Below are 23,783 nucleotides of genomic sequence, written 5' to 3'. Positions count from 1 at the left end.
GGCTAGGTTGGTCGCCATGCCCGGCCTGATGCTTCTCGACACCCCCTCGCTGTACTACCGCGCCTTCTACGGCATCCCCGAGTCGATGACCGCGCCCGACGGGATGCCCGTCAACGCGGTGCGCGGCGTCATCGACATGATCGCCATGCTGGTCCGGCGACACTCCCCCGCCGAGCTCGTCGCCTGCATGGACGCCGACTGGCGCCCGGCCTTCCGGGTGGCGGCGATCCCGACGTACAAGACCCACCGGGTCGCCGAGGGCGGCGCGGAGGAGACCCCCGGCACGCTCGCCCCGCAGGTGCCGGTGATCGAGCGGGTGCTCGACGCGGTGGGCGTCGCCCGCGTCGGCGTCCCCGGCTACGAGGCCGACGACGTGATGGGCACGTTCACCGCGCGGGCGGCCGGCCAGGTCGACGTCGTCACCGGCGACCGCGACCTGTTCCAGCTGGTCGACGACTCCCGGCCGGTCCGGATCCTCTACACCGCCAGGGGGGTCAAGAACCTCCAGGTGGTCGACGAGGCGGCCGTCGCCGAGAAGTACGGCGTCCCCGGCCGTTCCTACGCCGACTTCGCCACCCTGCGCGGCGACCCCAGCGACGGGCTGCCGGGCGTGCCGGGGGTGGGAGACAAGACCGCGGCGGCCCTGATCACCCGGTTCGGGTCGCTGGAGGCGCTGCTGCGCGCCGTCGACGGGGGCGAGGGCGGCGGCGACCTCACCGCCGGGCAGCGCGCCAAGCTGTCGGCGGCCCGCGACTACCTGCGGGTGGCGCCCGGAGTGGTCCGGGTCGCCCACGACGCCCCCCTTCCCGAGGTCGACATCGCGCTTCCCGCCAAGCCCAGGGATCCGGAGGCCCTGGCTGCGCTGAGCGAGCGCTACGGCCTCTCCGGGCCGCTGGAGCGCCTGACCTCCACGCTCTGACCCCACCCGGCCGGGCCGGCCCCACCGCTTGCCTCCCACCGCGTCCGGGCTCTGACCTGGCCCTCGGCCGTGCCGGTCACCGTCGCCCCGGCCGGCCGGTGGGGCGGCCCGCCGGGAGCCGGTAGGTTGCTGCCTGTGCCTCACAAGAGCATCCGGGTGCCCGGAGAGTCCCATCCGCGGCTCGACGACGGTTTCGAACGGATCCGCCGTGAGATGAAGCTGCCCGAGGAGTTCCCCCGGGCGGTGGTCGACGAGGCCGAGTGGGTCGCCGAGGTGCCCGCCCTGCCCCGGCTCGACCGGACCGACCTTCCTCTGATCACCATCGACCCCCCGGGGGCGATGGACCTCGACCAGGCCGTGCACCTGGAGGAGCAGCCCGGCGGCTACCGCGTCTGGTACGCCATCGCCGACGTCGGGGCGTTCGTCAGGCCCGGCGGCGCGATCGACGCGGAGGCCCGCGTCCGCGGCGAGACGGTCTACATGCCCGACGGGCGCGTGCCGCTGCACCCGCCCGTCCTGTCCGAGGGCGCCGCCAGCCTGCTGCCCGGCGTGACGCGGCCCGCCGCGCTGTGGTGCGTCGACCTGGACGCCGAGGGCCGGATCGTGGGCGCGGACGTGACCAGGGCGCTGGTACGCAGCCGCGAGCGGCTCGACTACGACTACGCGCAGGCGGCCATCGACACCGGCACCGCCGACGGCACGCTGCGGCTGCTGGCCGAGATCGGCCGGCTCAGGCTGGCCCAGGAGCGGGCCAGGGGCGGCGTGACGCTGCCCACCCCCGACCAGGAGGTCGTCTCCGACGGTGACGGCTACCGGGTGGAGCTGCGCGCCCCGCTGGACGCCGAGGCGTGGAACGCGCAGATCTCGCTGCTGACGGGCATGGCCGCCGCCGCCATGATGCTGGACGCCGAGATCGGCCTGCTGCGGGTGCTACCGCCCGCCCCCTCGGAGAGGATCGCCCAGGTCCGCCGGGTGGCCGCCGCGCTCGGCGTGCCGTGGCCCGAGGGTGCCGGGTACGGCGACGTCGTGCACTCCCTCGACCCGAGGGTCCCCGAGCAGGCCGCGTTCCTGCAGGAGTCGACCGTGCTGCTGCGCGGCGCCGGATACGTCGCCTTCAACGGCGAGCCGCCCGCACAGGCCGAGCACGCCGCCGTGGGCGGGCCGTACGCGCACGTGACCGCCCCGCTGCGCCGCCTCGTCGACCGCTACGCCACGGAGATCTGCCTGGCCATCGCGGCGGGCGAGCCGGTGCCCCAGGAGATCCAGCGGGCCATGGGCGAGCTGCCGGAGATCATGCACGCCACCGGGCGCCGCGCGGGCGGCGTCGAGCGGGCCTGCGTGGACCTGGTGGAGGCCTTCGTCCTGCGTGAGCGGGTGGGCCAGACGTTCGAGGCCGTGGTGATCGACGTGGCCGAGGACCGGCCGTGGGGCCAGGTGCAGGTCACCGACCCGGCGGTGGTGGCCCGCTGTGACGGCGAGGGGCTCCCCTTGGGGGAGACCGTACGCGTGCGGCTGACGCGCGCCGACCCGACCACCCGCGAGGTCCGCTTCAGCCTGGCCTGAGAGGCCCCTGGGAGCCCCGCGCGGCCTCGCCGTACCGGGTTGCCGTACCGGGTGCGAGACCGGGCGGGCCCGCCCGGTCTCGCTCCCCGCGGCCCGGCTCGGGCCCCGGGAGACTGTCCGAACCGGGAACGGCCCGGGCCCCGGACCGGGCGTGTCAGGTCAGGGACGAGCGGGCCACTCCCCGGCAGGAAGCGGGCCGCACGTCTCAGGTCAGGGACGAGTAGGCAACCACCCCGCGCCGCAGGGCGTCCATCGCCTTGCCCGCGGTCTGCTTGACCTTGCTCCCCGCCGGGGCCGCGTCGGAGATCTGGCCGAGGAGGTCGAGCAGCTGCTTGGTCCAGCGGACGAAGTCTCCGGCGGCCAGCTCCGCGCCCGCGGCGCCGTCGCGGAGCACGGCGTCCAGGGTGTGGCCCTTGGCCCAGCGGAAGGCCGCCCAGGCGAAGCCGAAGTCGGGCTCCCTGATGAACGACAGGCCGTGGTCGCCCTCGATCGCCTCCAGCTCACCCCAGAGGCGGACCATGTCGGCCAGCGTCTTCTGGGCCGCTCCCGCGGGGATCCTGGGCTGGCGGGCGTCGTCGGCCTGCCGCGACTCGAAGACCAGGGACGACACGCACGCGGCCAGCTCGGCCGGGTCCAGGTCGTTCCAGAGCCCCCCGCGCAGGCACTCGGCGGTCAGCAGGTCCAGCTCGGTGTAGAGCTGGGCCAGGCGGCGGCCCTCGGCGGTGACGCTCTCGCCGTCGAGGTAGCCGAGCTGGTCGAGCACCCCGCAGACCTTGTCGAAGGTGCGGGCGATGACGTGGGAGCGGCCCTCGACCCGGCGGCGCAGCCCCTCGGTCTCGCGCAGCAGCTTGTAGTAGCGCTCGGCCCAGCGGGCGTGGTCCTCGCGCTCGTCGCACCCGTGGCAGGGATGCTGGCGGATCTCCCGGCGCAGGCGGTTGATCTCGTCGTCCTCCGCGGCGTGGTCGCGCGCCCTGATGGGCTTGCCGAAGTCACGGTCGCCGATCTTGGCGTGTACGGAGGAGACCAGGTTGGCCCGCTCCTTGGGCGAGCGGGCGTTGAAGTTCTTCGGGATGCGCAGGTGCTCGACCGGCTCCACCGGGACGGGGAAGTCGGCCGGCGACAGCTTCTTGACCTGCTTGCCGATGGTCAGCACCAGCGGGGAGGGGCCCTCGCCCCGGGAGTTGAGGCCCGGGTCGAGGACGACGGCCAGACCGGCGCGGCGCCCGCCGGGGACCCGGATGATGTCGCCGGGCTTGAGCGCCTCCAGCGAGCGCAGCGCCTGCGTCCTGCGGGCCGCGCCGCGCTGGCGCGACAGCTCGGCCTCCCGGTCGGACAGGGCCCTGCGCATCGCGGCGTACTCCTCGAAGTCGCCCAGGTGGCAGGTCATCGCCTGGCGGTAGCCCTCCAGTGCCTCCTCGGCGCGGCGCACCTGCTTGGCGATGCCCACCACGGCCCGGTCGGCCTGGAACTGCGCGAACGAGGACTCCAGGAGGGTCCTGGCCCGCTCCCTGCCCACCTGGCCCACCAGGTTGACCGCCATGTTGTACGAGGGGCGGAAGCTGGAGCGCAGCGGGTAGGTGCGGGTGCTGGCCAGCCCGGCGACCTGGAGCGGGTCGGTGCCCGGCTGCCAGTGGACGACCGCGTGGCCCTCCACGTCGATGCCGCGGCGCCCGGCCCGCCCGGTGAGCTGGGTGTACTCGCCGGGCGTGAGGTCGGCGTGGGTCTCGCCGTTCCACTTGTCGAGCTTCTCGATCACCACGGAGCGGGCGGGCATGTTGATGCCCAGCGCGAGGGTCTCGGTGGCGAACACGGCCTTGACCAGGCCCCGGGTGAACAGCTCCTCGACGACCTCCTTGAAGGCCGGGAGCATGCCCGCGTGGTGGGCGGCCAGGCCGCGCTCCAGGGCGTCGCGCCACTCCAGGTAGCCGAGCACGCCCAGGTCCTCGTCGGGCAGGTGCGCGGTGCGCTCGTCGACGATCTGCCGGATCTCGTGGCGCTCGGTGTCGGTGGTGAGCCGGATGCCGTCGTGCAGGCACTGCATCACGGCGGCGTCGCAGCCGGCCCTGGAGAAGATGAAGGTGATCGCGGGCAGCAGGGCGTCGGCGTCCAGGCGCTCGATGGCCGCGGCCCGGTCCGGCGGGCCGTTCCTGCGGGGCCGCGAGTAGCCCCGGCGCCCCCTGCCGTACGTCTGGCGCTCCTCGTCCCTGGCGATGCGCAGGAGGTTGGGGTTGATCTGCGGGCGCCGGTCGTCGTCGCCGGTGACGAACAGGTCGTAGATGCGGCTGCCGACGAGCATGTGCTGCCAGAGCGGGACCGGGCGGTGCTCGTCGACGATGACGCTGGTGTCGCCGCGGACCTCGCCCATCCACTCGCCGAACTCCTCGGCGTTGCTGACCGTGGCCGACAGGGCGACCAGGCGCACCGACTCGGGCAGGTGGATGATCACTTCTTCCCAGACCGCGCCGCGGAACCGGTCGGCGAGGTAGTGGACCTCGTCCATGACGACGAAGCCGAGCCCCGCCAGGGTGGAGGACCCGGCGTAGAGCATGTTGCGCAGCACCTCGGTCGTCATGACGACGATCGGGGCCTCCCCGTTGACGCTGTTGTCACCGGTGAGCAGGCCCACCTTGTCGGTGCCGTACCGCTTGACCAGGTCGTTGTACTTCTGGTTGGACAGCGCCTTGATCGGGGTGGTGTAGAAGCACTTGCGGCCCTCCTCCAGGGCCACGTGCACCGCGAACTCGCCCACGACGGTCTTGCCCGAGCCGGTGGGGGCCGCCACGAGGACCCCGTCGCCCGCTTCCAGCGCCCGGCAGGCGTCGAGCTGGAAGTCGTCCAGCTCGAAGTCGTACAGACCGCGGAACGAGGTCAGCGCCGGCCCGCTCTCGGCCTGGCTCTGACGGAAGGCAGCGTATCGTTCCGCTGGGGTCGTCATGCCTCCAGCCTACCGATATCGGGATTCCGGTCCGTCCCCCCTTTCTCCCGGCGGCCACCGGCCGCGCGGGCCGTCCGGGACGGGCTTCCGGCCGGTGCCGTACGGCGTCGTGAGCCGGTGCCGTACGGCCTCGTGAAGCCGTCGTGAAGCCACCGGAGGACACGGCCGGCCTAGACGAGGACCTCCAGCGCGCCGGGAACGATCTCGCACGTCAGCGGGGTGGGACCGACCCGCTCGCCGTCGGCGTAGGCGATCACTCCCGGCGCCTCCAGGGTCACCCGGCGGGCGCGGCGCATGGTGACGGCGGGGTGGGCGCCGTGGGAGCCCCGGTAGACGCGGGGGAAGGTGCGCAGGAACTCCCCCTTGGGGATGGCGCCGAGGATCGTCACGTCCAGCAGGCCGTCGTCGGGGGCGGCGCCGGGGCACACGCGCATGCCGGCGCCGTAGGAGGAGGTGTTGCCGACCGCGACCAGCATGGCCTCGCGCTCGACGATCTCGCCGTCCAGGTCGATCCTGAACGGGATGGGCCGGAAGGAGCGCAGCTCCTCGGCGAGGGCGACCAGGTATCTGGCCATGCCGGGCGGCCAGGTCATCGTGTTGGCGCGCTCGTTGACCCGGGAGTCGAAGCCGCAGGCCAGCACCCCGGCGAACCACTCGTCCCGGCCCACCTTCGCGGCGTCGACCGTGCGCACCCGCCCGCGCAGGACGGTGTCGGCGGCGGCCAGCGGCGCCTTCAGGGGAATGCCGAGCGCGGCGGCGATGTCGTTGCCGGTGCCCACCGGGATGACGCCCAGCGGCACGCCGCTGCCCGCGACCGCCTGGACGGCCAGGTGGACAAGGCCGTCGCCGCCGAAGGCCACCAGCGCCTCCGGCTCCTCGGCGACGGCCGTGCAGGCGCGTTCCAGGGCGTCGGAGGCGGAGTCTCCGAGGATCACCGACACCTCGCGCCCGCCCTGCCTCAGGCGGTCGAGCACCGGGGAGAGCAGTCCCCGCGAACGGCCGCCGCGGGCGGCGGGGTTGACGAGGACTGCGATCTCTGCGGGCACAGACCGGAACTTATCCCCTATTTGCTGGGATCGGTGTCGGTCGTTCTCGAATCGATAGGAGCCGGGTCGCCGACGGGAGCCACGTCACCGACGGGGACCACGTCACCCAGGGGCGAGGCGTCGTCGTCGAGCGAGGAGGCCTCGTCGTCGGACAGGTGGGAGAAGTCGTCGTTCTTGGACTGCCTTCTCTCCCTGAGGTACATGAACCCCTCGGCGAGGGCGAACAGCACCACCATCGGCAGGGCGAGCGCGATCATCGTGAACGGGTCGCCTCCGGGGGTGGCGACCGCGCCGAAGACGAACATGATGAAGATGACCATGCGTCGGTGCTTGGCGACCAGCGCGTGCGGCAGCACCCCGATGATGTTCAGGAACACCATGAGCAGCGGCAGCTCGAAGGAGATGCCGAACACGATGAGCATGATCAGCGCGTAGCCGAGGTACTCGTCGATCGTGATGCCGGTGAGCGTTCCCGGAGGGGCGAAGCCCAGCAGGATCGACAGGCCCGTGTCCATCACGAAGTAGGCCAGCGCCGCGCCCGCGAGGAACAGCGGGACGGCCAGCATGATGAACAGGATCGAGTAGCGCTTCTCGTTGCGGTACAGACCCGGGGTGACGAAGCCCCAGATCTGCCACAACCAGATCGGCGAGGAGGCCACGAGGCCGAACATCGCCGCGACCTTCAGGTTCACGAAGAAGGAGTCGAAGACGCCGAGGATCAGCATCGTGCACTGGCCCGGCCGCAACTCCTGCGCCTGGGGAAGCCCGCAGTAGGGGGCCGACACGAAAGACCAGATCGGGTCGAAGAAGATGAAACCGACGATGATGCCGGCGACCAGACCTAGCAGGGCGATGACCAGCCGGTTACGCAGCTCGCGCAGGTGCTCCATGAGCGGCATGCGGCTGTCGCCCGCGTCGGCGGGCGGGGGTGCCGCCCCGTTCCGGCCCGATTTAGGCCACTTCAGCAGCGCCATTCGCGAATCCTGGGGTGACGAGTCGGATGATCAGGGTAGATCTTCAGGCTACCGCCGATCACTGCGACTTGGGCGCTCCGGCCTGGGCACGCAGCCGGGCGGCCTGCTCCTCGAGCCGGCGCGCCTCCTCCTCGGCGCTCGGCGCGGGGGCCGGGGCCGGGGTCGCCGCCGGGATCGGCTGCGGGGCCGGGGCCGGGGGCTGGGGCTGTGCCTGGACGACCGTGGCGGTCGTGGTCTGCGGCTCGTCCTCGTCGCGGAGCTTGGCGGTCTCCGACTTGAAGATGCGCAGCGACCGGCCGAGCCCGCGGGCGGCTTCCGGCAGCTTCTTGGCACCGAAGAGCAGCACCAGGATCAGGCCGATGATGATCAGCTCAGTGGGTCCGAGGTTGGGCATTACACATCCTTACGCCGGGCGACGTGCAGTCTCTGCCCCGATCGTACGCTCCCCGAGGGACAGACTCATCCCTTTGGACCCCGTACAGCCGCCGTACGCTCGCCGAACAGGACACGAACGGGCTCCAACCGGCCCTGCGTGCGGTCGACCTCGCGGCTCAGCTCGGCGGCCGCGCGCAGCACGCGAAGGGCCAGGAAGGCCAGGACGGCCAGCCCGGCGAGGGCCAGCGAGACCGCGGCGATGATCCAGTTCATGTCGGAAGGCTCCGGCTCCGTCGCGTCAGGAAATCGACTCGTAACGATTCAGCGCGGCGGTGGCCGCGGCCCGGACGCTCTCGTCCAGCGAGGCGGGGGAGATCACCCTGCCGGTGTCGCCGAGGCGCAGCGCCAGGCGTACCAGCCAGCCCTGGTCCCTGGCCCGCAGGGCCACCCGCAGGCGGCCCTCGCCGAGCTCCTCGACCCGCTCGCACGGGTAGTACTCGGCGACCCAGCGGCCCGCGGCGGTCAGCTCCAGCTCCACCAGCTCGTCGGTCGGCGAGGGCCGGAACACCCCGGGCGTCACCTCGTCGGCCACGGCGTCCTCCGGCGGGTCGGCGAGCACGTCGAGCACGTCCACGGAGAGCATCCGGTCCACCCGGAACAGCCGGACCGCCTCGGCCCGGTAGCACCAGCCCGACAGGTAGGGGCGGCCGTCCACGACGACCAGGCGCATCGGATCGACCTCGCGCGGGGTGACCTCGTCGCGGCCCGGCACGTAGTAGCGCAGCGACAGCCGCCTGCCGCTGCGCAGCGCCTCGTTGACGACGGGCAGCGCGTCGGGCGCGGCGTCGACCTCCACCGCGACCTGGCTGCTGACCGCCGCCGCGCCCTCGCCGGAGGCCTGCTCGAACTTGGCGATGACCCGGGCCAGCGCGTCGCGCTCCCCGAACTCCGGCATCTCGGCGAGCAGGCGCAGCGCCACCAGCAGGGCGCTGGCCTCGTCGACGCCCAGCCGCAGCGGGCGGGCGATGGTCTCGGCGTTGTCGATGACGATCTCCCCGCCGTCCCACGACACGTCGATCAGGTCGCCGGGGGTGTGGCCGGGCAGCCCGCACATCCACACCAGCTGCAGGTCGTCGATGAGCTGCTTCTCGCTCAGCCCGAAGATCTTCGCGACCTCGGGCACCTGGGCGCCGGGGTGCGACATCAGGTAGGGAACCAGTGCCAGCAGCCTGGGCAGGCGATCGGCCGTGCTCACGCGAGTGCTCCCTTCAGGCGGCAGATGACCGCGTCGCGGGCGTCCGGCGGGCCGACCACCTCGGCGTCGTCGGCGAAGCCCACGATCCACCCGGCCAGCCGGCCCGGGTCGGTGAAGTCGACGTCCAGCTCGTCCCAGCCGTCGCCGGAGGGCCGCACCGCCTTGGCCACCTGGCGCAGCCCCTGGCAGGTGTCCTCCCTGACCCGGACGAGGGCGGTGCGCTCGCGGACGGCGGCGTCGCTGAAGCCGACCATGGACTTGATGTCGACGCCCTCGGGCACCACCACGGCGCCGGGGCGGCCGACGGTGGTGACCGTGCCGCTGATCCGGCTGAGCCGGAAGACCCTCGGCGCGTCCCGGTCGCGGTCGTGGCCGACCATGTACCAGCGGCCCCGGCGGCTGACGACGCCCCAGGGCTCCACCGTGCGGGTCAGCACGTTCTGGCTGGCCGCCGCCCGGTAGGCGAAGCGGACCGCGCGCCGGTCGCGCACGGCCTCCCACAGCGCGGGGAAGGAGGGGTCCTGGGTGTCGACGCGCAGCTCCAGCGCCCCGCCGAGCACCCCGTGGGCCTCGTCGGTCTGCACGCCCCCGGCGCGCAGCTTCAGCAGGGCACCGCTGGCCGCCTCGGCGAGGCTGGCCCGCTGCCACACCTGGGCCGCCAGGCCCACCACGGCGGCCTCGTCGGGCTCCAGGGTGATCTCCGGCAGCTCGTACGCCGAGCGGACGATCCGGTAGCCCGGATCCTCCTCCCACGGGTCCTTGTGGACCTCGATCGGGATGCCGATCTCCCGCAGCTCGTTCTTGTCCCGCTCGAACATCCGCTGGAAGGCCTCGTCGTTGTCGGCGTCGTAGCCCGGCACCGCCTGGCGGATGTGCTCGGCGCTCAGCGGCCGTCGCGTGGCCAGCAGGCAGATCACGAGATTGAGCAGCCGCTCGGTCTTCCGGCGCGACATCCGGCCTCCTCCCTGTTCGAGTGACGCTACCCTTCCCCCGTGATCAGATGGCGCAGGGGCGAGGTCGTGCGGGTCCGGCGCGAGTGGCCGGGGGCGGTGGAACTCGACGTGACCACCGGGGACGGTGAGGCTCGCGCGCTCGCCTACCCGGCCCTGGTGGGACGTCCGGAGCCCGGTGACGTGGTGCTGCTCAACACGACCGCGCTCGCGATGGGTCTCGGTACGGGAGGCTACGCCATGGTGGTGGCTGTTCCCGACCGTTTACCGCAAGATCCCCAAGGCCCCGGACACCTGGTGAAGGCACGCTACACCCCGTTGCAGGCCACCGTCCTCGGCGCGGACGAGCAGGACTCGCCCTTCCACGAGGTCCTGCGTGACGCCGACTCCGTGGACGGCATGCCGGTGATCGTCGCTGACCTGCACTCGGCCCTGCCCGCGATCCTCTGCGGCCTGTACGGCGCCAACCCGCCCGGACCCGGAAAATCCGCGGGCGAGCCTGACGGCGCGAACCCCTCCGAACCCGGGCAGACCACGGGCGGACCCGGCGGCCGGGAGCGCGGGAGGCCCGTCAGGGTCGCCTACGTGATGCTCGACGGGGGCGCGCTGCCCGCCTGGTTCTCCATGTCGTGCGCGCGGCTGCGGGAGACCGGCTGGCTGTGCGGGGTCGTCACGGCGGGCCAGGCCTTCGGCGGCGACGTGGAGGTGGTGACCCCGCACACCGGCCTGCTCGCGGCCAGGCACGTCCTGGAGGCCGACGTCGCGATCGTCACCCAGGGGCCGGGCAACCTGGGCAGCGGCACCCGCTGGGGCTTCTCCGGCGTCTCGGCCGGCGAGGCGGTCAACGCCGCCGCCGTCCTGGGGGGCCGCCCGGTCGCGGCGCTGCGGGTCAGCGAGGGCGATCTGCGCGAGCGCCACATCGGGGTGTCGCACCACTCGCTGACCGCCTACGGCCGGGTGGCGCTCGCCCCGGCCCAGGTCGCCGTGCCCGTGCTGCCCGGCGACTTCGGCAGGCGGGTGGCCGAGCAGTCGCGCCCGCTCGCCGCGCGGCACGAGCTGGTCGAGGTGCCGGTGGACGGGTTGCACGAGGCGCTGCGGGACTCTCCGGTGCGGCTGTCGACGATGGGCCGGGGCCTGGACGAGGACCTGGCCTACTTCCTGGCCTCCGCCGCCGCCGGGCGCCACGCGGCCTCGCTGCTCTCGTAGAAGTCCCTGAAGGTGAAGGCCTCCGGCGTGGGGCCTTCGGCCCTCAGCCGCTCCAGGCGCTCCATCCCCTCGGCGAGCGTCGGCTCGTACCCCTCGGGGATCCACCACATCACCAGGTACGGCTCCGCGACGCGCAGGAACCACTCCCTGCGCCGCTGCAGGAACGCCAGGTGGCCGCTGCGGTAGACGTAGTCCCACAGCGCCTCGCGCGACCTCCACACGGAGAAGGTGATCAGCAGGTGGTCGCCGTACCCGTGCTCGATCATGTCCTCGGGGCCGTCACCTCCCTTGAGCCGCCACACGAAGCCGGGGTCGGCCTCGGCCAGCCTGTTCATCGAGTCGAGGCCCGCCACGAAGGAGGCCAGTTCCGGGGAGTCCTTGGACGCGCGCGCGTGGGCGACGTTCAGCTGGGCCAGATGCATGGACACAGCAGATCATCCGCGATCCTTCTATGTCAATCGTCATTGTTTTTAGAAAAGGCGACGCAGCACTCCCCGGGGCGCGGGTCCAGGCCGGCCGCCGAGGCGTCCTGCCCGAGCGCGTCGAGCATCCCGCGGCACAGCTCCAGGTTCACCGAGCAGACCAGCAGCGGGTGCTCCTCGGCCGGCACGTGGAACGGGCAGTTGCGCAGCCGCACCCGGCCGTCCTCCTCGTACGGCTCGTACCCGCGCCGCCGCAGCACCCCGGCGAGATCCTCGCCCTCCTGCGCGAACCGGGCCCCCGCGCGCCGGGCGGCCTGCTCGGCCCGCTCGTCCCCGCCGAGCAGCTCGACCGCCTCGGCCAGCACCAGGGCGAGGGTGCGGTAGTCCCTGGCGGGCACGCTGACCTGCCACTCCCCCGGGGCCCTGCGGTAGACCTTCGCCGGCCTGCCGCTGCCGGGCCCCGTCCGCTCCGTCAGCCGCCGGAAGCCCGACTCGAGCAGGCCCGCCTCGACGAGCCGGTCGAGGTGGAAGGCGGCCAGGGTCCGCTGCACCCCCACCGCCTCGGCCGCCTCGTTGCGTCCCACGTCCTGGCCCCGGGAGGCCACGTAGTCGTAGACGGCCCGGCGCACCGGGTCGTGAAGTACCGCCACCGTGTCGAGATCGTCGCCGCTCACAGCCCGGATTGTAGGCCGGGCCCGCGGGGGTCACGCTCGCCCGTACCCGCTCGCACGGCGTCCGGGGGTCACGCTCGCCCGCATCCGCTCGCACGGCGTCCGGGGGTCACGCTCGCCCGCACCCGCTCGCACGGCGTCCGGGGGTCACACTTCGCCCGTACCCGCTCGCACGGGGCCAGGCGGGTCACCTGCCCCGTGCGCGGGCCGGGAGGCCAGCCGGGAAAGCACGGAGCCCGGCCGTGCGTGCACGGCCGGGCTCCGGAGCGGGACGGGTCGCCCCGGTGGCGGCCCGATGGGGCCCCGCCGGGGCGGAAGATCGAATCAGCGGCTCAGTAGGCGCCCAGCACGTCGACCAGGAACACCAGGGTGTCGGTGCCCTTGATCTTGTCGCCGGAGCCCGCCTTGCCGTAGCCGAGGTCCGGCGGGATGCTCAGCAGCACCCGGCTGCCGATCGGGACGCCGACCAGGCCCTGGTCCCAGCCCTTGATGACCTTGCCGGTGCCGATCTGGAACATGATCGGCTGGGCGCCGCGGGACCAGCTGCTGTCGAACTCGACGTCCGATCCCCAGATCTTCCCGGCGTACTGCACCAGGATCGACTGGCCGGACTTGACCTCGGGGCCGGTGCCCTTGATCACGGTCTCTTTGACGAGCTTCTCCGGGGCCTTCTTCTTGGTCTTGGTGGTGAGCTTCGGCGCGGCGTCGCCGCCCGGGCTCTCCACCTTGACGCCCTCGACACCGGGGTCGACCGCGGTGCCCTTGGCGGCCTTCTCCTGGGGGACGCCCACCACGTCGACCACGAAGACCTGCGCCTGGCCGGCGGGGGCCTGCGCCTGCTGCTCGGCGGGCAGCGCGTCCTTGGCGACGACCGACATGAACCTGCCCCCGCCCTTGGTCTCGGCGAAGCCCTTGCGGAGGATCTCCGGGACCTGCTCGTTGAGCGAGATGACCTGCGGCCCGCCCTCGTCGTAGGTCGAGCCGGCGATCTTGTTCTCCTTGCCGTCCCAGGTGAAGACGGTGAAGTTGGCGACCACGCTGGTGCCGAGCTTGGCCGCCTCGCCCGTGGTGCCGGGGGTGAGCACCTTGAAGGAGGAGGTCTCGACGACCTTGGACGGGAAGGCGACGGTCGGCTTGGCGCCGGCCTGCCCGGTCACCTGCAGCTCGGTGACCCCGCTGCTGCTGGCGGGGCTGGAGGCACCGGTGGCCACGCCCCCGCCGGAGCCGCATGCTGCGACGAACATCAGAGGCACTGCGGCCAGTACGGCCATGCTGCGGCGGCGCATAGGTATCCCTCAAGCAGACGTCAGGTTCGCGCCACACTACCCGTCCCGGCGTACGGAGGGAGTAAGGCCGGGACGGGCTTACCGAAGCATGACCGTCACATTCCGGCGATGAGCTTGTCCACTCTCTCGTCGACGCTGCGGAAGGGGTCCTTGCACAGCACGGTGCGCTGCGCCTGGTCGTTGAGCTTCAGGTGCACCCAGTCGACGGTGAAGTCGCGGCGCTTCTCCTGCGCCTTGCGGATGAACTCACCGCGCAACCGGGCCCGGGTGGTCTGCGGCGGAACCGACTTGGCCTCGAAGATCTTCAGGTCGGAGGCCACCCGCTCCACCGCGCCGCGCTTCTGCAGCAGGTAGAACAGGCCACGGCGGCGGTGCACGTCGTGGTAGGCGAGGTCGAGCTGGGCGACCCTGGGGCTCGACAGCGGCAGGTCGTACTTCTTGCGGTAGCGCTCGATCAGCTGGTACTTCGTCACCCAGTCGATCTCGCGGGCGACCTTGTCGAGATTGCCCGTCTCGACCGCGTTGAGGGTGCGCTCCCACAGCTCCAGCACGCGGTGGCTGATCTCGTCGCCGCCGCGGCGGTCGACGAAGTCGCGGGCCTTGGAGAGGTATTCCTCCTGGATCTCCAGCGAGGACGCCTCACGGCCGTTGGCCAGCCGGACCCGCCGCCTTCCGGTCATGTCATGGGAGACCTCGCGGATGGCCCGTATCGGGTTCTCCAGGGACAGGTCACGCATCACGGTGCCCGCCTCGATCATGCGGAGCACCAGGTCGGTCGCGCCGACCTTGAGCAGCATGGTCGTCTCGCTCATGTTGGAGTCGCCGACGATGACGTGCAGGCGGCGGAACCGCTCGGCGTCGGCGTGCGGCTCGTCGCGGGTGTTGATGATCGGGCGCGACCGGGTGGTGGCGCTGGAGACGCCCTCCCAGATGTGCTCGGCCCGCTGGGAGACGCAGTAGACCGCTCCACGCGGGGTCTGCAGCACCTTGCCCGCCCCGCAGATGATCTGCCGGGTGACCAGGAACGGGATCAGCACGTCGGCCAGGCGGCCGAACTCGCCGTGCCGGCCGACCAGGTAGTTCTCGTGGCAGCCGTAGGAGTTGCCCGCGGAGTCGGTGTTGTTCTTGAACAGGTAGATGTCCCCGGCGATGCCCTCCTCGCGAAGACGCTTCTCGGCGTCGACCAGGAGGCCCTCCAGGATGCGCTCGCCCGCCTTGTCGTGGGTGACGAGTTCCACGACGTTGTCACACTCGGGGGTGGCGTACTCGGGATGGCTGCCCACGTCGAGATACAGGCGCGCCCCGTTGCGGAGGAAGACGTTGCTCGATCGGCCCCAGGAGACGACACGGCGGAATAGATAACGCGCTACCTCGTCGGGTGACAGCCGCCGCTGCCCCCTGAACGTGCAGGTGACGCCGTACTCGTTCTCAAGCCCGAAGATGCGACGATCCATTGCCTCACACTATTCGCCGAACCCCTCTCGCGGGAGGGATCATGGGGTTTTCGGTCGTACGGCTTATGCCCCGGGCTGTGAGCGGCTAAGCGCGGACGCGGCCCGCGCCCGGCCCGCGCCCGGCCGGCCGCCGGACGCGGGTGGTGCGGAGGCGCCGGGATCGGCGGCCGCGATCAGCCCCCGCCCTGCCAGAAGATCTCGACAACCTTGGTGATCCTGCCGTTCTCGGTGGTGATGAGGGCCGGCCGGTACAGGCCCTCCACCCCGGTCAGGGAGGCGGCCTCCTTGACGTTGGCGATCAGCGTCTCGCGGGTGCAGCTCTCGGTGCCGAGGTTGGTGGCCCTGTCGTACGTCTGCGTCGTGCCGTCGCAGCCGCTGTCGGCGAGGAACCGGACGTCCTCGGCGACGGGCGCCAGGTAGCGGACCACGTCGCCCTCCTCGGGGCCGTCGAAGTGGCCGTCCTCGCCGCCCTTCTGGACGAACCGGATGGGCCGGTACTCGGCCACCCCGTCGTCGTCCACGTCGGTGAGCCAGCCGCGCAGGACGCCCTCGAAGGGCGGCGGCCGTCCCTTGCTCCAGTCGTGCTCGGGAGCGGCCTGGAACTCGGTACCGAAGATCTCGGGCGTGGCGGCGGGGACGGGCCGCGCGGAGGCGTCGGGCGCGCCCGACGAGGAGGCGGACGCGGCGGAGCTCGTCGCAGGGGTCGCGGCAGGGGTCGCGGCACGGGAGGGGGCGGAGGCGGTCACAGCGGGGGAAGCGGCGCAGCCGGACACCAGCGCCGCGGCCGCGAGCAGGGCGAGCGCCGCGCCGGCCCCTCGCGGGGCGGCGGGAGCGGTCAAAGGAGGGACGAGCCTGGTCCAGGCGCGCGGGATGGCGTTCTTCACACAGTCTGGGACCACCGCGAGGCGGTGTCGGTTGCCCGGAGAGGGTGTGATCCACGACACATCGAAGCGCCGCCCCCGTGACGGGGGCGGCGCTTCGTGTCGTCGTCGGGCGCGGTCAGCCGCTGGATCCCGTGTCGATGTCGCCGTCGGGCGCGGTCGGCGGGACGCCGGGCGTCTCGGGCGCGGAAAGGGGGTTCTCGCCCGCGGCCGCCTGGGCGGCCGACTCGGCCGCGGGGGCCCCGTCGGCCAGCAGCCGCTCCAGCCTGGGGCCGTTGAGCCGCAGGAACTTGCGGTGCGGCCGGTTGCGGTCGAGCACCGCCACCTCCAGCTGGCTCGCCGGGAAGCGCTCGCCCCCCGGCTCGGTCAGCGCGAACAGCGCCGCCTCCAGCGCCTCGGCCAGCGACAGGCCGTCGTGGTAGCGCTCCTTGAGACGGCCCGCCACCGCCTCGGCCTGGCCGCCCATGGCGACCAGGCCCGCCTCGTCGAAGACCGAGCCGTCGAAGGTCAGCCGGTAGATGTGGTCCTCGTCGGAGGAGTCGCCGACCTCGGCGACCACGATCTCCACCTCGAACGGCTTCAGCGACTCGGTGAAGATCTGGCCGAGGTTCTGGGCGTAGAGGTTGGCCAGGCCACGGGCGGTGACGTCGTCGCGGGCGTAGGTGTAGCCGTTGATGTCGGCGTACCGGATGCCGCCGAGGCGCAGGGCCTCGAACTCGTTGTAGCGGCCGACCGCGGCGAACCCGATCTTGTCGTAGATCTCGCTGATCTTGTGCAGGGCCCGGGACGGGTTGGGCGCGACGAACAGGATGCCGTCCTCGTACTGCAGGACGACGACACTACGGCCCCGCGCGATCCCCTTGCGCGCGTAGTCCGCCTTGTCCCGCATCTGCTGCTCGGGCGAGACATATCCAAAAGGCATGGACACCTGGGGTGATCCTCTCGTGTTAGCGCAGCGGGGCGACGGGGCCGTCGGGGCGGTCCGCGCGGGATTCGACAACGACCTGGACGAGCTCTCCGACCTCCTCGTCGGGGAGCCGGTGGTATCCGTCGGCGGTGATCACCGCGACGACGGGCCAGATCTTGCGGATCACGTCCGGGCCGCCGGTCGCCGAGTCGTCGTCGGCCGCGTCGTAGAGGGCCTGGATCAGCGTCAGCACGGTGTCCTCGGGGGAGGCGCCCTCGCGGTAGAGCTTCTTCAGGGCGCCCCGCGCGAAGATCGAGCCGGACCCGATCGCGTGGTGCCTGCGCTGCTCGTAGGGGCCGCCGCCCACGTCGTAGCTGAAGATCCGGCCGCCGTCGACGTCGGGGTCGTAGGCGGCGAAGAGCGGGACGACCACGAGCCCCTGCATCGCCATCGGCAGGTTGCCGCGGATCATCGTGGCGAGCCGGTTGGCCTTGCCGGCCACCGAGAGCGTGCGGCCCTCGCGCTTCTCGTAGTGTTCGAGCTCCACCCGGTAGAGGCGGGCCATCTCGATGCCGGTGCTCGCCGCCCCGGCGATGCCCATGCCGGAGTGGTCGTCGGTGCGGAACACCTTCTCCATGTCACGCTGGGAGATGATGTTGCCGGAGGTCGCCCGGCGGTCGCCCGCGATCACCACGCCACCGGCGCACATCGCCGCGACGATCGTGGTGGCGTGCGGGATCTGGTCGCCCACCGGAGTTGCCAAGGTCTCGTTACGGCCAGGCAGCAAGTCCGGCGAATGGGACCTGACAAACTCGGTGAACGAGGAGCTCCCGGTGTCGGTAAAGATATGATTCACCATGCCGGCGGGCAGGTCCCTGTGAGATCCCACGCGACTCCCTCCAAAGGTGCAGTCCTTTAAGGCCCGACCTTACTCATCTTGCCGTGCTGCTTGCACTTCCCTGGATCAGCTCAGCGCGAACCCCTCGCGGCGGGCTTTTGAATCTTCGCGGGTGATCGGTACCGGTCGCCGGATCCGTCGCGGAACCCCCCGGACGCGGCGAAGGCGACGAAGACGACGGATGCGGTGAAGGTGGCGACGGGCCCGGATCCGCCGGACCGCGAGGAGGCGTGGGGCGCCCGCGGAGGGCGCTCGGGGCCGCGGTGGATCCCCCGCCGCACGGGCCGGCCCCCGAGGGAGGCAGGGGCTCGCGGAGGGCGCGGGGCCGCGCTTCCACGAAGAGGGCGGAGGCTCACGGAGGGCACGAGGACGAGCTCGCGGGGAAGACGGGACGGCGCCCAGGGACGCCCGGGGAGGCTCGGCGAGGGCACGGGGACGCGCTTTCAGGGGGACACGGGGCCGCACCCGCGGAAGGGACGTCGCGGGGGCCGGGGCTCGTGGTCCTCCACCGCGCCGGCTCTCGTCACGGAGGTGGCGGGACCGGCGGGAAACGGCCGGCCCGCCGGACCGGGAACGGTCGCGGCCGAACTCGGCCCGCGCCTTCCCGCCGCGCACTCCGGACGGTGCTCATTCCCTCCGGGAACCGTTCCCGGAGGGGCCTCCCCTGATCGGCTCAACTGATCGGCTCAACACGCTCGCGGCGCTCGGCGGCGGAACGGCCGCGAAGCCGCTCCCGGCGGGGACGGCCGCACGTCACCCACCCGCCGGGCCCGGCGGGCGCCGGGCCGGGTCGCGGTCAGGACGGGTCCTCCGGCTCCTCGCCGGATCGGCTCCTCGCCGGATCCGCCCCACCCCCGACCCCGGATTCCACCGGGCGGGCTACTGACCGCCCTTTTGCACGTAACTCCTCACGAACTCCTCGGCGTTCTCCTCAAGGACCTCGTCGATCTCGTCGAGGATCGCGTCGACGTCATCGGAAAGCTTCTCGTGGCGCTCCTGGACGTCGGAGGTTTCCGCCTGGGCGGTCTCCTCGACCTCCTTGTCGGTACGGCCGGTCTGCTTCTGGCCGCCGGTGTCCTTGCTTGCCATGTGTGGCACCTCCACCTGGGGGACGGATCTGATTCATATCTTCCCCGAACCGGGCGACATTGCGCGCGGATCGTCCCGCGATCTTTACGGGAGCCCGCACGGGCCGTGCCGAGTTCCTGTCCGCCAGGGAACCCTCCCCGAGTCCTCCAAGGCAAATTCTTGTGCCCTTGACTGGATAGCACCCCTATCCAATAATTGGCTAGCACCACTATCCAACGAGAGGCTCCCCATGTCACCGTCGTCGCTGAGCACAGCGGGAATACTCCTCATCACCGTGCCCGCCGTGGCCTTCGGCGGGGTCTCCCTGCTCGCGCACATCATGCGCGGCATCCCCGGATACATGGACAATCCGGTACGGCGTGGCCTGTGGCGGGCCGGGCACGCGCACGCGGGCGTCCTGGTGCTCTTCGCGCTCGTCGCGCTGCTCTACATCGACCGGGCGGACCTGTCCGGCGGCTTGAAAGACCTGTCCCGGATCCTGATCGCGGTGGCGCCCATCCTGATGCCGCTGGGCTTCTTCCTGTCCGTGGTGCGCCCCTCCGACACGAAGCCGAACAGGCTGATCTGGCTGGTCCCGGCGGGTGGGGTGTCACTGGGCGCGGGCACCCTGCTGCTCGGCGTCGGCCTGCTGTGACGCTCCAACCCCTCAGCGCGGTCTCGCGCGAGGCGCACACGGGCTTCCCGAGCCCGTACGCACCTCGTGTGAGCATCGTCACCCACGAATCCGGGCAGATCCGACACTCCTGGGGAGATAAGGAACGTTCCAGGTAGGCCTTCGGGGCTGGAAACTGCGATCATTGGGGGGTGAGTACCATCATCGCGCGCAGATACAAGCTCGTCTCACGCGTCGGCCAGGGGGCGACCGGCGTCGTCTGGCGCGCATACGACCTGCTTCTGGAGCGAGAGGTGGCCCTCAAGGAGATACTCCTGCCACCGGGGGCCGCCGCGGCCGAGCAGCGGCGGCGGGTGGTCAGGGAGGCGCGCATGGCGGCGCGGCTGAGCCACCGGGGCATCGTGACGGTGCACAACCTCACCGAGGAGGCCGAGCGCCTCTGGATCGTCATGGAGTTCCTGGAGGCGCTGACGCTGCACGACACGCTCGTACAGGCGGGCCCGCTCCCGGTGGACCTGGTGGCGGCGATGGGGTGCCGCCTGCTGGAGGCGTTGCGGCACGCGCACGACGGCGGGGTGATCCACCGCGACATCAAGCCCGCCAACATCATGCTGACCGGCGACCGGGTGGTGCTGGCCGACTTCGGCTTCGCCGCGCCGGAGGGCGCGGCCACGACCTCGACGCGGGGCACCCCGGCGTTCATCGCGCCGGAGGCGCTGCAGGGCAGGGGCGGCACCCGCGAGGCGGACATGTGGTCGTTCGGCGCGACGCTGTACATGGCGGTGGAGGGCAGGACCCCGTTCCGCACGGTGAACTCGATGGCGGCGCTGGTCGCGGCGCTGCGCGAGCCGCCGCGCGCGCCGAAGCGGGCGGGCGCCCTGGAGCCGGTGCTGCGGGGCCTGCTGCGCAAGGACCCGCGGGCGCGGCTGAGTGCCGAGCGGACCTCGAAGATGCTGGAGGACGTGCGCTGCTTCAGCGCGGCCTGAAACCGTTGCGGCCTGAAACCGTTTTCGAGCGTTTCCGAAACACTTTCACCAATCCCTGGACTATTTTCTTGAATCCGCAATCAGGGTTTACGGACAGGGCAAAAAATCCCATCATGCCCATGCGTCTAAATCGTTACAGAGAATCACTGTAAGTAATCACATAGCGCGCCGTTCCGGGTGAAAATATGAATCGGCTGAGGGGCCCGGCTTCTATGTGCAGCAGGTGATTCATGGGAACAGATGCGGGAAAGGCACGCTTACTAGGTGATCGTTATCACTTGGCCTCGCTGATCGGGCGGGACGGCGTGGGCACGGTGTGGCGAGCCCACGACTCCCTGCTCGGGCGGAACGTGGCGATCAAGGAGATCCAGCCCCGGTTCGACGAGAACGGGGCCGACATGCACGACGCGCGACGCCGGGCGCTGCGCGAGGCACGCTCGGCCGGGAGGCTGAACCACCCGGCGGTGATCTCCGTGCACGACCTGCTGGAGGAGGACGGGCGGCTCTGGATCGTCATGGAGCTGCTGGAGGCCCTCACGCTCAAGGAGACCGTACGGCACCTGGGCCACCTGCCGATCCACTGGGCGGCGTGGATCGGCTTCCAGCTGCTGAGCGGGCTGCGCCACGCGCACGGGGCGGGTGTCCTGCACCGTGACATCAACCCGCGCAACATCCTGCTGACCGGCAACCGGGTGGTGCTGGCCGACTTCGGCATCGCGGCGCTGCACGGCGACCCCGGCACCTCCGCGACCGTGCCGCTGGCCCACATTCCCACCTTCGTCGCGCCGGAGCGGCTGCGGGGCGGGCCGCCGACCCCGGCGGGCGATCTGTGGTCGTTCGGGGCGAGCCTGTACTTCGCGGTGGAGGGCCGGCCGCCGCGCCCCCTCTCCCGTACTCCGGCGCAGCGCGACCCGGGGGGTGGCGGGCGCCAGGAGGCGGTGGCGCGGGCGGGGCTGCTGTGGCCCGTCCTGGAGGGGCTGCTCCGGCGCGACCCGGCGGCCCGCATCAGCATGGGGCAGGCGGGCCGCATGCTGTCGGCGATCCTCCACACCGAGGGGGTGGCCCTGGCCCCGCCACGGCTGCCCGCGGCCCGGCTGCCACCGGACACCTTCACGTAGACCTCACGGGACCTCACGGGACCTCACGCGCCTTCGAGCGGGCATTCGAGGCGAGGAGGGTGTCTTTTCCCCGTCCGGTGTCCCGGGTCCGCGACGGCCGGGCCGGGCGCGTTTCTCCGAATGGGCGGAATTCACCGGAACGGAGGGAGCCAGAAAACCGCCGAAAAGCCAAGTCTCGATATTTCTGGCATTCCTGGCGGGTGAAACACCTCGGTTCTTCCCTGAACCATCGCCAACCATCGCGAACCGGCTCGAACCGGCTCGAACCGGTGCGGGAATTCCGACCGGTCCGAGCCGCCCGGAGCGGGAGAAGTCAGACGACCGGGACGCGACGGCAGGCCTCGACGAACCTGGAGGCCAGCCGGGGGCTGCCGGCCCAGTGCAGATGCAGGTAGGAGGCGGTGACCCGGCCGTCGGCGAACCCGTCGGCGCCGCCCCGCCAGCGGAACAGCGGCAGGTCGGGGGCGGGCTCGACCGCGGTGCGGTGGAACTCGTGACCCCGGTAGCGCTCCCCGGCCCTGGTGAGCGGCGAGTCGCGGACGGCCACCGCGTCCCGGTAGCCGAGGGTGAGGGTGCCGGTCATCCTGGCCTCGATGTCGAGGACCCCGCACATCGGCCTGCCGTCCAGCCTCCTGGCGAGGTAGAGCAGGCCCGCGCACTCGGCCGAGATCGGCCCGTCGAACGCGGCGACCCGCTCGCGCAGCGGCTCGTTGGCCGACAGCTCTGCCGCGTAGACCTCGGGGAAGCCGCCCCCGATGACGATCCCCCGGACCCCCTCGGGGAGGGTCTCGTCGACGAGCGGGTCGAAGGGGACGACCTCGGCGCCCGCCGCCGCCAGCAGCTCGGCCTGCTCGGTGTAGCCGAAGGTGAAGGCCTGCCCCCCGGCGACGGCGATCCGCGTGACGGGGGCGGCGGGCGGCCCGGGACTCCACGGGACGGCCGCCAGCGGCGGCGCCGTACGGGCCAGGCGCAGGATCTCCTCCAGGTCGCAGGAGGCGGCGACCAGGTCCGCGACGGCGTCCATGGCCCGCACGGCCTGGGTACGGCGCTCGGCGGCCGGAACCAGGCCCAGGTGCCTGGAGGGGGTGGCGACGGCGTCGCTGCGGCGGATCGCGCCGAGCACCGGGACACCGCTCTCGGCGAGCGCCTCGCGGCAGATGGCCTCGTGCCGTTCGGAGCCGATCCGGTTGAGGATCACCCCGCCGAGCCTGATCCGGGTGTCGTAGGAGGCGAAGCCGTGCACCAGCGCCGCCACGGAGCGGCTCTGCTTGGCCGCGTCCACGACCAGGACCACCGGGGCGCCGAGCAGCCTGGCGACGTGCGCGGTGGAGGCGAACTCGGTGGAGCCCGCGCCGTCGTACAGGCCCATCACGCCCTCCACGACCGCGACGTCCGCCCCGGCGGCGCCGTGCAGGAACAGCGGGGCGACGAGCTCCTCCCCCACCAGCCAGGGGTCGAGGTTGCGGCCCGGGCGGCCGGTGGCCATGGCGTGGTAGCTGGGGTCGATGTAGTCGGGCCCCACCTTGTGCGGGGAGACCGCCATGCCCCGGCGGGCGAGGGCGGCCATCAGACCGGTCGCCACGGTCGTCTTGCCCGCCCCGGAGGCGGGGGCCGCGATGACCAGACGGGCTACCATTCGATGCCCTTCTGCCCCTTCTGCCCGGCGTCCATGGGGTGCTTGACCTTGCCCATCTCCGTGACGAGGTCGGCGGCGTCGAGCAGCCGGGGGTCGGCGTCACGGCCGGTGACGACGACGTGCTGGCCGCCGGGGCGGCCGCGCAGGGTCTCGACCACCTCCTCGACGTCGATCCAGCCCCACTTCATGGGGTACGTGAACTCGTCGAGCACGTACAGCCGGAACGTCTCGGCGGCGAGGTCGCGCTTGATCTGCTCCCAGCCCTCGCGGGCGTCGGCGGCGTGGTCCTCCTCGCTGCCCGGACGCTGGATCCAGGACCAGCCCTCGCCCATCTTGTGCCAGGAGACCGGTCCGCCCTCACCGGAGTCGCCGAGCACCCGCAGTGCCCGCTCCTCGCCGATGCGCCACTTGGCGGACTTCACGAACTGGAAGACCCCGATCGGCCAGCCCTGGTTCCAGGCGCGCAGGGCCAGGCCGAAGGCGGCGGTGGACTTGCCCTTGCCCGGCCCCGTGTGGACGATCAGCAGCGGCCGGGTGCGGCGCTGCCTGGTGGTCAGGCCGTCCTCGGGCACGCTGACGGGTTTGCCCTGCGGCATCGT

At 72.1% G+C, this 23,783-nt stretch carries 23 protein-coding genes; 6 read left to right on the top strand and 17 right to left on the bottom strand.

The window, feature by feature from the left end:
- Nucleotides 1–16 precede the first annotated feature (16 nt).
- Complete coding sequence (locus AC5L38_RS27050) at nucleotides 17–919, top strand: 5'-3' exonuclease (RefSeq protein ID WP_495245622.1); 903 nt, start codon at nucleotides 17–19, stop codon at nucleotides 917–919.
- 135 nt (nucleotides 920–1,054) lie between these two features.
- The gene (locus AC5L38_RS27045; protein WP_495245621.1) at nucleotides 1,055–2,482 is read left to right on the top strand and encodes an RNB domain-containing ribonuclease; all 1,428 of its coding nucleotides are present in this window, start codon (nucleotides 1,055–1,057) and stop codon (nucleotides 2,480–2,482) included.
- A gap of 205 nt (nucleotides 2,483–2,687) precedes the next feature.
- Here AC5L38_RS27045 and AC5L38_RS27040 read toward each other — a convergent pair whose 3' ends face one another.
- From AC5L38_RS27040 to AC5L38_RS27010, 7 genes are all read right to left on the bottom strand, one after another.
- Complete coding sequence (locus tag AC5L38_RS27040; RefSeq protein WP_495245620.1) at nucleotides 2,688–5,417, bottom strand: DEAD/DEAH box helicase; 2,730 nt, start codon at nucleotides 5,415–5,417, stop codon at nucleotides 2,688–2,690.
- Nucleotides 5,418–5,587: 170 nt separating this feature from the next.
- Nucleotides 5,588–6,463, bottom strand: a complete 876-nt coding sequence (locus tag AC5L38_RS27035) for a diacylglycerol/lipid kinase family protein (RefSeq protein ID WP_495245619.1) — start codon at nucleotides 6,461–6,463, stop codon at nucleotides 5,588–5,590.
- 17 nt (nucleotides 6,464–6,480) lie between these two features.
- Nucleotides 6,481–7,437, bottom strand: coding sequence for a twin-arginine translocase subunit TatC (gene tatC / locus AC5L38_RS27030; protein ID WP_495245618.1), 957 nt, complete (start codon nucleotides 7,435–7,437; stop codon nucleotides 6,481–6,483).
- Nucleotides 7,438–7,495: 58 nt separating this feature from the next.
- On the bottom strand, nucleotides 7,496–7,831 hold the full coding sequence (gene tatA, locus AC5L38_RS27025; protein ID WP_495245617.1) for a Sec-independent protein translocase subunit TatA: 336 nt from the start codon (nucleotides 7,829–7,831) through the stop codon (nucleotides 7,496–7,498).
- Between the two features lie 65 nt (nucleotides 7,832–7,896).
- Nucleotides 7,897–8,085 carry a hypothetical protein gene (locus AC5L38_RS27020; protein ID WP_495245616.1) on the bottom strand — a complete coding sequence of 63 codons (189 nt, stop codon included), beginning with the start codon at nucleotides 8,083–8,085 and terminating at the stop codon, nucleotides 7,897–7,899.
- Nucleotides 8,086–8,110: 25 nt separating this feature from the next.
- Nucleotides 8,111–9,067, bottom strand: coding sequence for a helix-turn-helix transcriptional regulator (locus AC5L38_RS27015; RefSeq protein ID WP_495245615.1), 957 nt, complete (start codon nucleotides 9,065–9,067; stop codon nucleotides 8,111–8,113).
- Nucleotides 9,064–10,020, bottom strand: a complete 957-nt coding sequence (locus tag AC5L38_RS27010) for a helix-turn-helix transcriptional regulator (protein ID WP_495245614.1) — start codon at nucleotides 10,018–10,020, stop codon at nucleotides 9,064–9,066. Before AC5L38_RS27010 ends, AC5L38_RS27015 begins: the two co-directional genes overlap by 4 nt.
- Before the next feature lie 39 nt (nucleotides 10,021–10,059).
- Between AC5L38_RS27010 and AC5L38_RS27005 the strand changes: the two genes are divergently transcribed.
- Complete coding sequence (locus tag AC5L38_RS27005) at nucleotides 10,060–11,223, top strand: DUF3866 family protein (RefSeq protein ID WP_495245613.1); 1,164 nt, start codon at nucleotides 10,060–10,062, stop codon at nucleotides 11,221–11,223.
- Here AC5L38_RS27005 and AC5L38_RS27000 read toward each other — a convergent pair.
- From AC5L38_RS27000 to AC5L38_RS26965, 8 genes are all read right to left on the bottom strand, one after another.
- The gene (locus AC5L38_RS27000) at nucleotides 11,169–11,645 is read right to left on the bottom strand and encodes a DUF3291 domain-containing protein (RefSeq protein WP_495245772.1); all 477 of its coding nucleotides are present in this window, start codon (nucleotides 11,643–11,645) and stop codon (nucleotides 11,169–11,171) included. The genes AC5L38_RS27005 and AC5L38_RS27000 overlap by 55 nt on opposite strands.
- A 32-nt stretch (nucleotides 11,646–11,677) precedes the next feature.
- Nucleotides 11,678–12,319 carry a helix-turn-helix transcriptional regulator gene (locus tag AC5L38_RS26995; RefSeq protein WP_495245612.1) on the bottom strand — a complete coding sequence of 214 codons (642 nt, stop codon included), beginning with the start codon at nucleotides 12,317–12,319 and terminating at the stop codon, nucleotides 11,678–11,680.
- Between the two features lie 329 nt (nucleotides 12,320–12,648).
- Nucleotides 12,649–13,560 carry an FKBP-type peptidyl-prolyl cis-trans isomerase gene (locus AC5L38_RS26990; RefSeq protein WP_495245611.1) on the bottom strand — a complete coding sequence of 304 codons (912 nt, stop codon included), beginning with the start codon at nucleotides 13,558–13,560 and terminating at the stop codon, nucleotides 12,649–12,651.
- 137 nt (nucleotides 13,561–13,697) lie between these two features.
- Complete coding sequence (pafA, locus tag AC5L38_RS26985) at nucleotides 13,698–15,056, bottom strand: Pup--protein ligase (RefSeq protein ID WP_030904553.1); 1,359 nt, start codon at nucleotides 15,054–15,056, stop codon at nucleotides 13,698–13,700.
- Nucleotides 15,057–15,229: 173 nt separating this feature from the next.
- On the bottom strand, nucleotides 15,230–15,940 hold the full coding sequence (locus tag AC5L38_RS26980; RefSeq protein ID WP_495245610.1) for a hypothetical protein: 711 nt from the start codon (nucleotides 15,938–15,940) through the stop codon (nucleotides 15,230–15,232).
- Nucleotides 15,941–16,055: 115 nt separating this feature from the next.
- The gene (gene prcA / locus AC5L38_RS26975; RefSeq protein WP_495245609.1) at nucleotides 16,056–16,859 is read right to left on the bottom strand and encodes a proteasome subunit alpha; all 804 of its coding nucleotides are present in this window, start codon (nucleotides 16,857–16,859) and stop codon (nucleotides 16,056–16,058) included.
- Between the two features lie 25 nt (nucleotides 16,860–16,884).
- Nucleotides 16,885–17,703 carry a proteasome subunit beta gene (gene prcB, locus AC5L38_RS26970; RefSeq protein WP_495245608.1) on the bottom strand — a complete coding sequence of 273 codons (819 nt, stop codon included), beginning with the start codon at nucleotides 17,701–17,703 and terminating at the stop codon, nucleotides 16,885–16,887.
- 918 nt (nucleotides 17,704–18,621) lie between these two features.
- Nucleotides 18,622–18,831 carry a ubiquitin-like protein Pup gene (locus AC5L38_RS26965; protein ID WP_389913070.1) on the bottom strand — a complete coding sequence of 70 codons (210 nt, stop codon included), beginning with the start codon at nucleotides 18,829–18,831 and terminating at the stop codon, nucleotides 18,622–18,624.
- Between the two features lie 229 nt (nucleotides 18,832–19,060).
- Between AC5L38_RS26965 and AC5L38_RS26960 the strand changes: the two genes are divergently transcribed.
- The 3 genes from AC5L38_RS26960 (at nucleotide 19,061) to AC5L38_RS26950 (ending at nucleotide 21,548) form a co-directional block, all read left to right on the top strand.
- Complete coding sequence (locus AC5L38_RS26960) at nucleotides 19,061–19,465, top strand: hypothetical protein (protein ID WP_389913073.1); 405 nt, start codon at nucleotides 19,061–19,063, stop codon at nucleotides 19,463–19,465.
- A gap of 170 nt (nucleotides 19,466–19,635) precedes the next feature.
- Nucleotides 19,636–20,430 (top strand): serine/threonine-protein kinase, encoded by a 795-nt coding sequence (locus AC5L38_RS26955; protein WP_344743373.1) that lies wholly within the window; start codon nucleotides 19,636–19,638, stop codon nucleotides 20,428–20,430.
- A gap of 278 nt (nucleotides 20,431–20,708) precedes the next feature.
- Nucleotides 20,709–21,548: a serine/threonine-protein kinase gene (locus AC5L38_RS26950; RefSeq protein WP_495245607.1), complete on the top strand. Its 840-nt coding sequence runs from the start codon at nucleotides 20,709–20,711 to the stop codon at nucleotides 21,546–21,548.
- Between the two features lie 313 nt (nucleotides 21,549–21,861).
- On the opposite strand, the gene AC5L38_RS26945 is transcribed toward AC5L38_RS26950, so the two are convergent.
- Nucleotides 21,862–23,184 carry a cobyrinic acid a,c-diamide synthase CobB gene (locus AC5L38_RS26945; RefSeq protein ID WP_495245606.1) on the bottom strand — a complete coding sequence of 441 codons (1,323 nt, stop codon included), beginning with the start codon at nucleotides 23,182–23,184 and terminating at the stop codon, nucleotides 21,862–21,864.
- Nucleotides 23,178–23,780, bottom strand: coding sequence for a cob(I)yrinic acid a,c-diamide adenosyltransferase (gene cobO, locus AC5L38_RS26940; protein ID WP_495245605.1), 603 nt, complete (start codon nucleotides 23,778–23,780; stop codon nucleotides 23,178–23,180). Before cobO ends, AC5L38_RS26945 begins: the two co-directional genes overlap by 7 nt.
- Between the last annotated feature and the right edge of the window lie 3 nt (nucleotides 23,781–23,783).

The organism is Streptosporangium nanhuense (genome assembly GCF_059358815.1).
The sequence above is the reverse complement of the archived record's forward strand: the minus strand, read 5'-3'. Positions and strand labels throughout refer to the sequence as shown.